Annotated in this window: 14 protein-coding genes; 10 read left to right on the top strand and 4 right to left on the bottom strand. The window is 67.9% G+C overall.

All coding sequences use genetic code 11. The features are described 5' to 3' along the window. Nucleotides 1–106: 106 nt before the first annotated feature. The 4 genes from BLR29_RS19120 to BLR29_RS19105 all read right to left on the bottom strand — a co-directional run bounded on the left by BLR29_RS19120 (nucleotide 107) and on the right by BLR29_RS19105 (nucleotide 3,497). Nucleotides 107–706 (bottom strand): EF-hand domain-containing protein, encoded by a 600-nt coding sequence (locus BLR29_RS19120; RefSeq protein ID WP_092138592.1) that lies wholly within the window; start codon nucleotides 704–706, stop codon nucleotides 107–109. 172 nt (nucleotides 707–878) lie between these two features. Beyond that, complete coding sequence (locus tag BLR29_RS19115; protein WP_092138591.1) at nucleotides 879–1,601, bottom strand: general secretion pathway protein; 723 nt, start codon at nucleotides 1,599–1,601, stop codon at nucleotides 879–881. Between the two features lie 120 nt (nucleotides 1,602–1,721). Continuing rightward, entirely contained in the window at nucleotides 1,722–2,942 is a 1,221-nt protein-coding gene (locus BLR29_RS19110) for a globin domain-containing protein (protein WP_092138590.1), read from the bottom strand. A 102-nt stretch (nucleotides 2,943–3,044) separates the two neighbouring features. Then, nucleotides 3,045–3,497 (bottom strand): RrF2 family transcriptional regulator, encoded by a 453-nt coding sequence (locus BLR29_RS19105; protein WP_092138589.1) that lies wholly within the window; start codon nucleotides 3,495–3,497, stop codon nucleotides 3,045–3,047. A 192-nt stretch (nucleotides 3,498–3,689) separates the two neighbouring features. Between BLR29_RS19105 and gspG the strand changes: the two genes are divergently transcribed. The 10 genes from gspG to gspE all read left to right on the top strand — a co-directional run bounded on the left by gspG (nucleotide 3,690) and on the right by gspE (nucleotide 14,052). Next, nucleotides 3,690–4,169 (top strand): type II secretion system major pseudopilin GspG, encoded by a 480-nt coding sequence (gene gspG, locus BLR29_RS19100; RefSeq protein ID WP_255371313.1) that lies wholly within the window; start codon nucleotides 3,690–3,692, stop codon nucleotides 4,167–4,169. A gap of 27 nt (nucleotides 4,170–4,196) precedes the next feature. Further along, on the top strand, nucleotides 4,197–4,709 hold the full coding sequence (locus tag BLR29_RS19095) for a prepilin-type N-terminal cleavage/methylation domain-containing protein (RefSeq protein ID WP_092138588.1): 513 nt from the start codon (nucleotides 4,197–4,199) through the stop codon (nucleotides 4,707–4,709). Next, nucleotides 4,706–5,137: a type II secretion system minor pseudopilin GspI gene (gene gspI / locus BLR29_RS19090; RefSeq protein WP_092138587.1), complete on the top strand. Its 432-nt coding sequence runs from the start codon at nucleotides 4,706–4,708 to the stop codon at nucleotides 5,135–5,137. The genes BLR29_RS19095 and gspI overlap by 4 nt, the downstream gene beginning before the upstream one ends. Further along, on the top strand, nucleotides 5,115–5,840 hold the full coding sequence (locus BLR29_RS19085; RefSeq protein WP_092138586.1) for a PulJ/GspJ family protein: 726 nt from the start codon (nucleotides 5,115–5,117) through the stop codon (nucleotides 5,838–5,840). The genes gspI and BLR29_RS19085 overlap by 23 nt, the downstream gene beginning before the upstream one ends. A gap of 7 nt (nucleotides 5,841–5,847) precedes the next feature. Further along, complete coding sequence (gspK, locus tag BLR29_RS19080; protein ID WP_092138585.1) at nucleotides 5,848–6,885, top strand: type II secretion system minor pseudopilin GspK; 1,038 nt, start codon at nucleotides 5,848–5,850, stop codon at nucleotides 6,883–6,885. 242 nt (nucleotides 6,886–7,127) lie between these two features. Then, entirely contained in the window at nucleotides 7,128–8,681 is a 1,554-nt protein-coding gene (gspL, locus tag BLR29_RS19075) for a type II secretion system protein GspL (RefSeq protein ID WP_092138584.1), read from the top strand. Beyond that, nucleotides 8,678–9,259: a type II secretion system protein M gene (locus BLR29_RS19070; protein WP_092138583.1), complete on the top strand. Its 582-nt coding sequence runs from the start codon at nucleotides 8,678–8,680 to the stop codon at nucleotides 9,257–9,259. The genes gspL and BLR29_RS19070 overlap by 4 nt, the downstream gene beginning before the upstream one ends. Then, nucleotides 9,259–10,065 (top strand): type II secretion system protein N, encoded by an 807-nt coding sequence (locus BLR29_RS19065; protein ID WP_092138582.1) that lies wholly within the window; start codon nucleotides 9,259–9,261, stop codon nucleotides 10,063–10,065. The genes BLR29_RS19070 and BLR29_RS19065 overlap by 1 nt, the downstream gene beginning before the upstream one ends. Before the next feature lie 55 nt (nucleotides 10,066–10,120). Continuing rightward, the gene (gspD, locus tag BLR29_RS19060; RefSeq protein WP_092138640.1) at nucleotides 10,121–12,490 is read left to right on the top strand and encodes a type II secretion system secretin GspD; all 2,370 of its coding nucleotides are present in this window, start codon (nucleotides 10,121–10,123) and stop codon (nucleotides 12,488–12,490) included. Between the two features lie 86 nt (nucleotides 12,491–12,576). After that, nucleotides 12,577–14,052 carry a type II secretion system ATPase GspE gene (gspE, locus tag BLR29_RS19055; RefSeq protein WP_092138639.1) on the top strand — a complete coding sequence of 492 codons (1,476 nt, stop codon included), beginning with the start codon at nucleotides 12,577–12,579 and terminating at the stop codon, nucleotides 14,050–14,052. Nucleotides 14,053–14,054 lie beyond the last annotated feature (2 nt).

The following is a 14,054-nucleotide window of genomic DNA, read 5'->3' as shown; positions in this document are numbered from 1 at the left end:
CCCGCCGCTTACATCACCTGAAGCAGCAAGGATGGTGCCAAGCGGGAGGCATTCTGGCAAAAAAAAGCGCGACCCGAAGGTCGCGCTTTGCTGGGTGAGGTGCCGATCAGTTGCCGCTACCCGACGGCACGGCAGGCGCGGAGGCCCCCGGGCCGCGACGCTGCATGCGTTGCTGATGCATCTTCTGCATGCCGGATTCGATTTCGGCCATCGTCACCTTGCCATCGTGATTGGCATCGATCTGGTCGAAGCGGTTCACCATGCGCGGGAACGCCGCCTTCATTTCGTCGCGGGTCAGCGCGCCGTCATTGTTCTTGTCGGCCGCCTTGAACTTGGCCTCGAATTCCGTCTTCATCTGCGCCCGGCGCTGCTCCCAGGCGGCCTTGTGATACGCCGCGAGTTCCGCCTTGTCGAGCTTGCCGTCGTGGTTGGTATCGATCTTGTTGAACAGCGCGTCGGCCTCCGCCTTGGAGATCGTGCCATCGCCATCCGTGTCGACCGACTTCAGCCACATGCCGCCGCCGTGGTGCTCGCCGGGGCCGCCCATGTGGTGATGGGACATGCCGCCTTGTGGGGCTGCCTGCGGCGCGGGTGCGGTGGACGGAGCCGGCGCGGCAGTTTGCGCGAAAGCGCCGCCAGCCATCAGCAGGACGGCCGAGGCCGCGAGCAGGTTCTTGAGGATGTGCGTCTTGTGATTGCGTTGCATGTCTGTGCTCCTTTTCATCACGTTGGGCATGTACGGATTAGAACGCAGACGATCTTGCAAAGTTGATACTTTTAATACGATGTTACGGCCCTCACAGATTGGACTTCCTGCGTAAACGCGTGCAAGACAGTCAAACATTGCGCAATGGATTGAAACCACGCTTTGCGGCGTTTCAATCCTTGGGCCCCGGGCTTTCGCCAACCATGCCCTGCAGCGGGACTTGCTGATATTGCTCGGGCGGCGCCTGATTCTGCTCGGGCGCAAACTGCTGCTGCGGCTGGAATTGCTGTTGCGGAGGCCGCTGTTGTGAGGGACGTTGCGGCATCTGCCCGGGTTGCGCGATTGCGGCCGGTGTCTGCGCGGGAGCGGGGGACGGCATCGGTGTCGATAGCGGTGCGGCGGCTCCCGACGGCGGCGCCGCAGGTACGGTGCCCGGACTGCCGGCGCTGACGCCTGCCTGCAGCGGCAGCGCGATCTCCTGCCGCACGCCGTTGCGCTCGATCACGATCTTGCGGCCATGGATTTCGGTCAGACGGATCTGCGGCGAGAGCGATGCCCCCGCGCGTACGGCCCTGGCCGGGCCGCCGTCGAGCGACAGGATGGCCGCAGCCGGTCCCACGCCGTCCAGGTCCGCCACCACGCCGATCAATTGCACATCCCGTACACCGGATTGCGCGCTGCCACCGAATAGCGTGGCGATGGCGCCGGTTTCCACGGCCTCGGTCTGGGCCACGCGCGCCGTCTGCGGGACCGGGATGGTCCGCATCGCACTGAACGTCAGAACCCAGTGCGTCGCCAGCGCGCACAGCGCGACAAACAGCACCAGGCTGGCCAGGCGCGGGAGCCAGGCTGCGGAAAGGTCGAAGCGGAAGGCAGGCCGGAAAAGGGTGGGCACGAGACGGTACGCCAGGCGGCAAGAAGTTGGACTGCCTAGCGTACCAGACGCGCGGGTCGACTGTCTGTCCGGGACGTCAGTCCGTGTCAGACAGCCAGCGCGCCCCGCGCATTGCTCTTGTCAAAGCAGGTCGTCCAGCAGGTCCGGACCGAAGACTTCCCGGTGGATATGGCCAACCGGGATGCCCGAGGTGATCAGCGCATGGCGCTGTGCCTGCATGAAACCGATCGGACCGCACATGTAGAACTTTCCATCATTGAACCGCGAGGTATCGTCGGCGCCGAGCAACGTCTGGATCGGCATGGTGCCGACGTGGTCGTAGTCCTGGCCGGAGACATCGCTGGCGTGCGGCGTCTCGTAGCTGATGTGGGTACGCAGGTTCGGCATGCGTTCACGCGCCCAGGCAAGGTCATTCCGGTGCGCATGGTGACGGCCGTGGCGCGTGGCATGGGCGAACAGCACGGGACGGTGCGCGTTCTCCTTGGCGAGGGTACGCAGCACCGACACCATCGGCGTAATGCCGATACCGGCGGACATCAGCACCAGCGGCTGGCGGCTTTCCAGCTCCGGTGCGAAGTCGCCCCACGGTGTGCTGACGTGCAGCGTGGTGTCGACATGGGCAGTGTCGTGCAGCCAGTTGGACACCTCGCCAGCCGGCGTGGATTCGCCGCCCTCCTCGCGCTTCACCGAGATGCGCCACGTCGGCACGCCACGCTCGCCAGAGAGTGAGTACTGACGCAACTGTCGACGGCCGTCCGCAAACGTGGCTTCCACGCTGATGTACTGGCCTGGCGAGAAGTCGCGCAGCGGCGTGCCATCGTCGGCGGCAAGGGTCAGTGCCACAACGGCATCGCCCTGGTTCTCGCGATGGACCACGCGCACGCGCAGCAGTTGCCCGGGCGCCATGCCGCTGCGCTCGTACAACCGCGCCTCCGCCGCGATCAGCGCGCCGGCCAGCATCCAGTAGGCTTCGTCCCACGCGGCCAGCAGCGGCGGCGTGGCGGCATCGCCCAGCACGGCGGCAATGGCTCCCAGCAAGTACTTGCCGACGATCGGGTAGTGGGCCGACGTCAGGCCCACGGCCACGTGCTTGTGGACAATCCGCTCGACGACCGGTGCCAGCAGATCGGCGCGGTCGACATTGGCGGCGTAGGCAAACACCGCCGAGGCGAGCGATTGTTGTTGCGACCCGTTGGCCTGGTTGCCCATGTTGAACAGGTTGGTCAGTTCCGGTCGCGCGGCAAACATTTCACGATAAAAATGCGTCGTGATCGCAAGGCCGTGCTCACGGAGCACGGGAACGCTGGCATCGATATAGGGGCGGGAAGCAGCGGACAGCATCAGCAATACTCCAAGTCAATTATGCATTTCATATGCATATTTTAAGGCACAAATAAGCCGACGATAGTTGGCACAGCCGGGGGCTTTTCCGCCCCAGGGCCCTTATGCCGTACGTCGGCTCAGGAAATCGCGATGCAGGCTGATGATCGACTCTGCCGTGCGGCTGCCGGCCACATCGGCCAGCGTCACGCCATCGAGCGCGCTATAGAAGGCTTCCTCGGCCTCATCCAGCGCACGCTTCAGCCGGCAGTTACCTTGCAGCGCACAGGGCGGGTCCGCGCAGTCGATGATCGACTTGTGGCCCTCCAGCTCGCGCAGGATCGTGCCGACCGACAAGCGTTCCGCATCCGGCCCCAGCTGCAGGCCGCCGTGGCGCCCGCGCGTGGCGGTGATCCAGCCGAGCTTCGACAACCGCGCGGCCACCTTCACCAGGTGGTTGTGCGAAATATCGAACTGCTGGCCGACTTCCGCAATGGTGATCGGCCGGCTGCCGTCGCCGCGTGACACATACATCAGCAGGCGCAGCGCGTAGTCGGAGAAACGGGTCAGTTGCATCGTGGGAGGAATAATAGATAACGTGCATTTGCAATGCAAGATATTTGTTCGCCGGGCCGTTGGGTCGGCAACCAAGGCGAGTCTGCATCACATAAAACAGTCACGCCGGGGGGTTATACTTTCTGGCCAATGCGGCCGCGCCCACCTGCCTGGCGCGGATCACCCGAATGACAAGGCACAAGGCAAGACACGATGCGCAGATTGACCACCTTCTCTTCCGCCCGTACGCCCGCTACCGCCCCCCACCGCTGCAACGGCCGTGCACGCGGCTTCACCCTGATCGAAATCATGGTGGTGATCGTCATCCTGGGAGTGCTGGCGGCGCTGGTGGTGCCCAAGATCATGAGCCGCCCCGACGAGGCCCGCATCGTCGCCGCGCGCCAGGATATCTCGTCGATCATGCAGGCGCTCAAGCTGTATCGCCTGGACAACGGCCGTTATCCGACCACCGAACAGGGCCTGCCCGCGCTGGTCAACAAGCCGACCACCGAACCCGTGCCGAACAACTGGAAGGGCGGCGGCTATCTGGAAAAGCTGCCCAAGGACCCCTGGGGCCACCCGTATCAGTACCTGAACCCGGGCGTGCGCGGCGAGATCGACGTCTTCAGCTTCGGCGCCGACGGCCAGGCTGGCGGCAGCGCCAACGACGCCGATATCGGCAACTGGGAATAAGCCCCCCTCCTCCCCTTCCGACTCTCCATGCGCCCGGCGCCGCCGCGCGGCCCTGCCGCCTCCCTCCCCCGCCGCCGGCGCACCGGCTTTACGCTGCTGGAGTTGCTGGTGGTCATGGTGATCGCCGGCATCGTCATTTCCCTGGTGGCCGTCAACGCCTCGCCCAATGAGCGCGGGCGCGTATTCGACGACGGCCAGAAAATCGCCCGCCTGTTCGAACTCGCCCAGGAAGACGCTCAACTGGGCGCCCGGCCGCTTGCATGGGAGGGCGATGCCGGCGGCTGGCGCTTCCTCGAATCCACGCCGCAGGGCTGGGTGCCGATGCGCGCGGACGTGTTCGCGCCCGGACACTGGCGCCTGGCGCTGGACAGCGCGGTCATCGTCGATGGCGGCCGCCGTACCGGTACGGGCCCCACACGCCTGATCTTCGGCCGCGAACTGGTCGATGAACCGCAGCGGCTGGTTCTCACGCGCGGCAACATCCGCGTGGGCGTAACCGGCGACGGCAGCGGACGCTACCGCGCCACGGTGCTGCAATGACCCGGCCCCATCGCGTTCGTGGCCATCATGGCCGTCATGGCTGTCATGGCCATCGGCAAGGCTTCACGCTGATCGAGGTGCTCGTCGCCCTGACGATCCTGGCCGTGGCGCTGACCGCCGCCATGCGCGCGATGGGCTCGATGGTCGAATCCGGCGCATCGCTGCAGTCCCGCATGCTGGCCGAATTCAGCGCCGAGAACCACCTGGCCACGCTACGCCTTTCCAGGACATGGCCCGATCCCGGCACCCGCGGCTACGACTGCCCCCAGGGCGGCACGCCGCTCTGGTGCGAGGAATCGGTTTCGGGCACGCCCAACCCCTCTTTCCGCCGCGTGGAGATCGCCGTCTATCCGTCCGCGACCGACAAATCCGTGCGCCTGGCCTGGCTGGTTACCCTCGTCCCAAATGAAACGCGCAACGTCCTCTGACCGGCGGCATCGCACGGCGCGCGGCTTCACGCTGCTGGAGATGCTGGTCGCCATCACCCTGCTGGCCGTGATGGCCGTGATCGGCTGGCGGGCGCTGGATTCGCTCACGCGCAGCCGCGAACGGCTGACCGATCACGATGCGCGCCTCGACGCCTTGAAGGTGCTCTACGGCCAGTTCCAGTCCGATTGCGAACACTTGGCCAGCCCGGCGCAACTGCAGTCCAGTCCGGTGGAAATCGGCCCCAACCAGTTGCTGATGGTGCGGGACCGCCGCGACGAAGGCCAGCCCGCGGCGTGGCAGGTGGTCGCCTACCGGCTTGACGGCAATACCGTGGTACGCCTGGCCAGCCGGCCGGCGACTACGCGTAATGACGTGCAAGGCGCCATGCTGAACCTGCGCCAGCCGGGCAGCGCCGGCGTGCACATGCGACCGCTGCTGGGCGATACAAACCAGCTGTCGGCGCGCACATGGATCGATCCGGTGGGATGGCAAATCGACACCGGTCGCATTCGCGCCATCATGCTGCAAGGCAGCGCCGCAGCCAGCCCCGCGCCGGCGACAGGCGCCAGCGACGCACAGGCCGATGCCGGCAACACCGTCGGCAACGCGGCGGTGCGTGCGGTGGAGCTGACGGTTCTGGCCCGCCTGGGCGATGGCGACGCGCCCCGGCAGTTCCAGAAAATCTGCATGACGGGCCTGTAACGCAGCCATGACCCTGAACCGGCCCGCCCTCTCCAGACGTTCGCAACGCGCCCGACTGTCCCGACGCGAGCACGGTGCCGCCGTGGTCACCGCGCTGCTGATCGTCACGCTGGCCGTAGTGGTGGTCTCGGGCATGCTCTGGCGCCAGCAGGTGCAAATCCGCTCGATCGAAAACCAGCGGCTGGTGGCCCAGGCAGCGTGGATCGAACGCGCCGCCGTGGACTGGGCGCGCCTGATCCTGCGCGACGACCAGCGGCGGTCCAACGTCGACTATCTGGGCGAGCCGTGGTCCGTGCCCATCGCGGAAACCCGGCTGTCCGACTTCCTCGGCGCCGGCCTGCGCACCGACCAGGCCGGCGAGACCTCGTTCCTGTCCGGCCGAATCCTCGACGCCCAGGCGCGGTTCAACCTGACCAATCTCTATATCTGGAACGCCGATGGCGCCGGCCGCGTGGCCCAGATCGATGCGCCGTCGCTGGTGGCGTTCCGCCGGCTGCTTCAAACGCTCGGTATGAACGCGGCGCTGGCCGAGCCCACCGCCCAGTACATGCTGCGTGCCGCCAAGGGCGGTGCGATCGACGGACAACCGCCGCCCCGGCCACCGGATAGCGCCGCGGACTTGCTGGCGATCCCCGGCTACACGCCCGAGATCGTGGCCACGCTCGAACCGTTTGTCACCGTGCTGCCGGAGCGGACCAAGGTCAACGCCAACACCGCCGACGCCGAAGTGCTGGCGGCGGTCATCGACAAGCTGCCGCTCGATCGCGCGCGCGAACTGGTACGCCAGCGCGACCGCGCCTACTTCAACAACACCGCGGATGTCAGCACCCAGCTGAGCGCGATTGCGCCGCAAGCCGCCGGAGCCAGCGTGGCCGAAACGCTCGACGTCCGCACCAACTACTTCCTGATCTACGGCCTGGTACGCCACGAGCGCGCACGGCGGCTCCAGGTCTCGCTGATCTTCCGCGCGCCGGTCTTCGGCAGCGGCAATACCACCCGGGTCATCTGGGTCCGCGATGCGGACCGCATGCCGGAGCAACGCTGACGCCATCCTGTCGGGCGCCGGGCCCAACGCCTATGCCTCAATCGTCCGACCGCAAATCCGGACTGGGCGCTATTGACGCGAGTTAGTCACACAGGCAAGGTACGCTGTCGGGCCGAAGCCGGGCGAGCGCCAGCGCCGATCACGCAAGCTGAAACCGCCCGTCACGGAAGCGCGCGCTTCGCCATCCGGCAGCCCGCCGAAGCAGCCCCGGCGCACCTTGCCACCCAGAAACCAACGACATTTTGAGCACCACCCTCTACGTCCGCCTGCCGCAACGGCCGCATGACCAGCCGCAACCGTGGCAGTTCGGCGCGATGCCCTTTGCTTTGGTACGCACGCCCGTAGGGGAGAAAGGCCGTCGGACCGGGCTTCCAGACGCGCCCGAGCTGTTGCGGGAAGGCCACGCTTTGGCCGCCGAAATGCCCGCCGCCGACCGCCTCGTGCTGATTGTTGCCGCCAGCGATGTGCTGCTGACGACGGCACGGGTGCCGCCCTTGCCGCCCGCCCGGCTGAGACTGGCGTTGCCAAACCTCGTCGAGGACGTGCTCGCGACGGATGCTGCACCGTGCCATATCGCGCTGGGCCCCGTGCTGGAGCCTGCCGCGTCGCCACGCGCCGCGCGCCGCCGGCTGCTGATGGTGACGGACCGCGCCTGGCTGCGCGCAGTCCTGGACGCCTTTGCCGACCACAAGCACCGCCGCCGCCACGTGCTGCCCGCGCAGCTCTGCCTGCCGCTCGCCCCCGGCGCCGAGCCCGGGCAGGCCGCAGATGCGGCCGAGGCCACCGCACGCGAACCCGTGCTCGCCGGAGAGCTCGAACCAGTGCCCGGCACGGGTCCGTCCGCCGGCACGTCCGCCAGCCCATCCGTCACGCCCTCCGCCACACCGGCTGCCAGCCCCGACACCGCCGCGCCTGCACAGCCCGCAACGCTGGTCGTGGAAGCCGCAGCCACCGCGCTCGCGCAAGCCGATCCCCAACTCGACATCGCCACCATGGCCGCCGCCGATCGGCTGTGGCAACTGACCGTCCGCGCCGGGCCGTATGAAGGCTATGGCCTGCTGCTGGGAGGCCAGGCACTGGCGGCCTGGCAGGCCCTGGCGCCCGCTGGCGAATGGCACGGTGACCGCGCAGCCGTGGCCCAGGCGCCAGTGTCGGCGCTGCGCAACCAACGCCCTGCCCCGCGCGCCTCCCGCGTGTCGGAAGACTGGCGCATCTGGCTGGCTGGCGTGGAGGACTGCCTGCGCCAGCCGCAACTCGACCTGGCCCAGTTCGAATTCGCGCAGGGACGGGCGGACCGCTGGAACCTGCACGCGTGGCGCCTGCCGCTGGCGCTGGCCGCGGGGGTATTGCTCGTGCAGATCATCGGCATGAACGTGCAGTGGCTGATGCTGCGCCAGGAAGCCAGGCGGCTGGAGGCGGCACAGATCGACATCCTGCACACGGCGTTCCCGAATGTCCCCCCGATTGCCGAGCCGCCGCTGCTGATGCGCCGGCAAATCGAACAGCTGCGCACGGCCAGCGGGCGCAGCACGCCGAACGACTTCCTGCCGCTCGCCGACAAGTTCGCCCTCGCCGCGCAGCAGTTGCCGCCTGACGGCCTGTTGCAGCTCGACTACCGCGCCGGCACGCTCTACGCCACGGTGAAGCCCGGCATGGACACCAACACCTTGCGCAACAACGCACGCCAGGCCGGCCTGCAGATGGAAGAAGACAAGACCCCGCCGGATGCGGCGGGTCGCGCCGGCAGCACGCCACCGCAAGGTGCAACGCGCTGGACCGTGAAGGCCGGATCATGAAAGACAACCACCGCACCGGCCGGACCGGTCTCATCGCTGCCCGTCTGGCCCGCCTGAAGCCGCGCGTGCCGGATCGCTGGCGCGAACGCTTCGACGTATTCTGGAACGCCCGCAATCCGCGCGAGCAGGCCATTCTGGGCGGCGGCGCCGTGGTGCTCGCGCTCGTCATCGGCTATCTGGTGCTCTGGGAGCCCGCCGCCGACGGTCGCGCGCGGCTGGCCCGCAATCTGCCGGCGCTGCGCGCGGACCTCGCCGAAATGGAAACCCTGGCGCAGGAAGCGCGCAGCCTGTCCGCCAGCCCGGCGCCTTCCCTGCGTGGCGATGCGCTGACCCAGGCGCTGCAAGACAGCCTGGGCCTGCACGGACTCAAGGCCACCCGGCTGGCGCCCACGGGCGACAACGCCGTGCAGGTACAGATCGACAAGGCCGCCTTCGGGTCGGTGGCCGCCTGGCTGCAGGATGTCCGGCAGCAGCAGCGATTGAAGGTGGTGGACGCACGGATTGCCTACGTGGGCGCCACGGCGCTCGTCAACGTGACCGCCACCATGCAAGGCCCCGGTGCCGGTGGCCGCAACTGATGGCGCGGCTGGAATCCCTGCGCCTGGCACGTCGGCGCACGCCCGTCGCAAACGGCTGGAAGCGGGTGCGCTGGACGCTGCTGGGCCTCGCCATCGTGGTCGTGACGATGCTGGCCGGCTGGCCGGCGGCGTGGCTGGCCGACACGGTGGCCACGCGCACGCAGCGCCGGGTCCTGCTGGCCGACGCGGCCGGCACGGTCTGGCACGGCAGCGCGACGCTGGCGCTGTCCGCCGGCGCGGGCAGCCAGACGGCGACGGTCCTGCCGGGCCGGCTGCGATGGGACGTGGCGTTCTGGCCGCTGCTGACCGGCACGCTGCGGATGGTGCTGACGCACGACCAGTCGATGCCGTCGCCGGTCACCGTGGCCGTGACGCCGGCCGGCTGGAGCGTCCAGCCCGGCGCGATCCGGTTGCCGGCGTCGTTGCTGGAGGGCATCGGCGCGCCGTTCAACACATTGCGCCCGGACGGCATGATGCGCATCGCCTGGTCGGCGCTGCAGGGCCGCTTTGCCGGCAACCAGAAGTACGGACACCTGACCATGCAGTTCGAGCAGATGTCCGCCGCAGTCAGCCGTTTGCGCCCGCTGGGCAGCTATCGCGTCGAGATCGACCTGACCGGAACGGACGGCAAGCTGCAACTGAGGACCACTGCCGGACCGCTGTACCTGGAGGGCAGCGGCACCCTGGGCAGGCAGGCGCGCTTCGAGGGCACGGCCCGTACCGACCCTCAGGCCGCCACGCAGCTGGCAGGCCTGCTGAGCCTGCTGGGACGACATGAGGACAACGTAACAAGGCTGCGCTTCTAAGGCTGCGCTTCTGACCCACCACTGCCGGAGAGAAGCAGTCCGTTTCGAAACAATGATGAAAACCCAAGCACCCCGACCCTTCTTCCGCACCGCCTGCGCGCGCGCCACTGTGCTGCTGTGCGGCCTGTCCCTGCTGGCACCCGCGCCGCTCTGGGCGCAGCAGCCACCGCAGCCGAACGACATCTCGCCGCGCAACCGCGACCAGGTGGTGCTGAACTTCGTCAATGCCGATCTCGACTCCGTGGTAAAGGCGGTGGGTCAGGCCACGGGCAAGAACTTCGTCATCGATCCGCGGGTCAAGGGCACGGTGAACCTGGTCACCGAGCAGCCGGTCTCGCGCGCGCAGGCGCTGGAGACGCTGGGGTCGGTGCTGCGGATGCAGGGCTATGCGATGGTGGAAGGCAACGGCTTCACCAAGGTCGTGCCGGAGGCCGATGCCAAGCTGCAGGGATCCCCCATCGTGATCGGGCAAGGTGGCAGCCGCGGCGAACAAGTGGTGACGCAGGTCTTCCGGCTTAACTACGAGTCGGCCAACAACCTCGTACCGGTGCTGCGGCCGATGATCGCGCCGAACAACACCATCACCGCGTATCCGGCCAATAACACGCTGGTCATCACCGACTACGCCGACAACCTGCGGCGCCTGGCCCGCATCATCGCGGCCGTGGATGCGCCAGCCTCGGGCGAAGTGGAACTGGTGCCGCTGAAGTATGCGATCGCCAGCGACGCGGCCGTGGTGCTGCAGAAGCTGCTGGACCCGTCCGCGGCCGGCGGTGCCGGTGGCGGCGCGCCCGGTGGCGACACCAGCCTGCGCACGACGGTGGTGGCGGAACCGCGCAGCAATTCGCTGATGATCCGCGCCTCCAGCCGCGCGCGCGTGCAGCAGGCCCGCGCGCTGATCGAAAGACTCGACCAGCCCTTTGCCAAGCCCGGCAACATCTGGGTGGTGCCGCTCAAGAATGCCGATGCAGTGAAGCTGGCCTCCACGCTGCGCGCGATCGTGGCCGCCGATGCAAGCCTCACGCCCTCGACCCAGCCCGGCGGCACGCCTGGCGCCATCGGCGCGACCGGCGCCGGCGCATTCCAGACCCCGTCCACGCCACAGGGCGGCCAGTACACCGGTGGCGGCGCCAGCAGCGGCTCCGGCCGCTCGGGATCGAGCTCCGGCTACGGCGGCGCCAATGCGTTCTCCGCATCGTTCGCGGTCAACCAGCAACCCACCACGGGCGGCACGATCCAGGCCGACCCGACCACCAACTCGCTGATCATCACCGCGAGCGAACCGGTCTACCGCAACCTGCGCGCCGTGATCGAGGACCTCGACGCGCGCCGCGCGCAGGTCTATATCGAATCGATGATCGTCGAGGTCACCGCCACGCAGGCCAGCGAGCTGGGCATCCAGTGGCAGGGCCTGATCAATTCGGGCGGCAATACCGTCGGCTTTGCCGGCACCAACTTCGGCAGCGGCGGCAAGAACATCATCAACCTGACGGGCGCCATCGCGGCCATCAACAACGACCGCACGGGCGGCATTGCCGCGGCCACGCAACTGGTGCCGGATATCGGCGGCCTGAACCTGGGCGTCGTCAACAAGGCCATCGGCCTCGGCGCACTGCTGCGGGCTCTCGGCAGCAACGACAGCGTCAACCTGCTGTCCACGCCGAACCTGATCACGCTGGAAAACGAGGAAGCCAAGATCCTGATCGGTCAGAACATTCCGATCACCACCGGCTCCTATGCGCAGACCGGCAGCACCGCGACGGTCACGCCGTTCCAGACCTTCGACCGCAAGGACGTCGGCATCACGCTGCGCGTGCGCCCGCAGATCACCGATGGCGGACTGGTCAAGATGCAGATCTACCAGGAATCGTCGTCGGTGGTGGCCAACACGATCAACGCCACGCAGGGCCCCACCACCAACGTGCGCTCGATCGAAACCAACGTGCTGGTCGATGACGGCCAGATCATCGTGCTGGGCGGGCTGATCGAGGACAGCTATGGCGACGGCGTGCAGAAGGTGCCGCTGCTGGGCGACATTCCGTGGCTCGGCGCCCTGTTCCGCTACGAAAACAAGAACCGCAAGAAGACCAACCTGCTGGTGTTCCTGCGCCCGTACATCATGCGCACCGCCAGCGCCACGGACCGCCTGACGCAGGATCGCTACGAATACATCCGCGGCCAGCAGCAGGGCTTTGTCTCGCCTAACATGTTTGTGCGCGACAAGGACACGCCGGTGCTCCCGCCGGCCGACGCCCCGGGCACGCCGTTCGTGGATCCGCGCTACAACGGTCCCGTGCAGAGTCCGCTGCCGCTGGAGCCCTTGCAGCCGGGGACCGCGCCGTCGCCGCAGCCGGTCCCGCAAACTGCGCCGCGCCCGATTTCGCAGAATGGTGCCGGTGCGACGAATACGCCGCGCGCCAGCTGATCTTCGCCATGGCCACCGATACGCCAGCAACCATCACGCCGCCGCCGATGTCATCGTCGGCGGATCTGTCCGAGCCGCCCTCGCCGATGGCCGCCCGGCTGGTTTCCTATTCGTTCTCGCGCGAAGCCCCGCTGCTGATCGCCCGCCAGCGGCCCGACGGCCTGGAAGTCTGGGTGAGCCGCCAGACTTCGCCTTCGGCGCTCGCCGAGGTGGCGCGGGTGCACGGCGCGTTGCATCTGCGCGTGCTGGAACCGGCCGCGCTGGAGGCCGCCATGTCCGATGCCTACAACCGGCAGGACGGCAGCGCCGCACAGGTGGTGGGCGAAGTGGAAGGCGAAGTGGATCTTTCGCGCCTGATGCAGGACATTCCGGCCGTGGAAGACCTGCTGGAATCCGAAGACGACGCGCCGATCATCCGCATGATCAATGCGTTGCTGACCCAGGCCGCGCGCGAGCAGGCGTCCGATATCCACATCGAGCCGTTCGAGTCCGCCTCCGTGGTGCGCTTCCGCGTGGACGGCACGCTGCGCGACGTGGTACGGCCGAAGAAGGCGCTGCACGGCGCGCTGATCTCGCGGATCAAGATCATGGCGCAGCTCGACATTGCCGAGAAACGCCTGCCGCAGGATGGCCGCATCACGCTGCGCGTGGGCGGCCGCCCGGTGGACGTGCGCGTCTCCACGCTGCCGACCGGCCACGGCGAACGCGCCGTGCTGCGTCTGCTGGACAAGGAAGCCGGCAGGCTGGACCTCGCCAAACTTGGCATGGCGCCCGGCACCCTGCACGGATTCGACCATCTGGTGCGGCAGCCGCACGGCATCGTCCTGGTGACGGGGCCGACCGGCTCCGGCAAGACCACCACGCTGTATGCGGCGCTGTCCCGGCTCGATGCGCGCACCACCAACATCATGACGGTGGAAGACCCGATCGAGTATGACCTGGAGGGCATCGGCCAGACCCAGGTCAATCCGCGCATCGACATGACGTTCGGCAAGGCCCTGCGCGCCATCCTGCGGCAAGACCCGGACGTGGTCATGATCGGCGAAATCCGCGACCTGGAGACGGCACAGATCGCCGTGCAGGCCTCGCTGACGGGCCACCTGGTGCTGGCCACGCTGCACACCAACGATTCGGCGTCCGCCGTGACGCGGCTGGTCGACATGGGCATCGAGCCGTTCCTGCTGTCGTCGTCGTTGCTGGGCGTGCTGGCGCAGCGGCTGGTACGCCGCCTGTGCGTGCATTGCAAGCGCGAGGAAGTGATCGAGGTCACACCGGCCGAGGCCGAGCTGCTGCACGCGCAAGGCAAGCCGCTGCAACGCGTCTGGCATGCGGTGGGCTGCGACAAGTGCGGGCGTTCCGGCTATCAGGGCCGCATGGGTGTGTACGAGCTGCTGACCGTCGACAGCGACATCCAGACCATGATCCACCGGCAGCAGCCGGAGTCCGAGATCAAGCAGGCCGCGCTCGCCAAGGGCATGCACACGATGCGCAGCGATGCGCAACGCTGGATCGACAGCGGCGCCACGTCGCTGGAAGAAGTGCTGCGCGTCACGCGCGAATAAGC

The sequence above is a fragment of the Cupriavidus sp. YR651 genome, from assembly GCF_900101625.1.
GTDB lineage: Bacteria > Pseudomonadota > Gammaproteobacteria > Burkholderiales > Burkholderiaceae > Cupriavidus.
The sequence above is the reverse complement of the archived record's forward strand: the minus strand, read 5'-3'. Positions and strand labels throughout refer to the sequence as shown.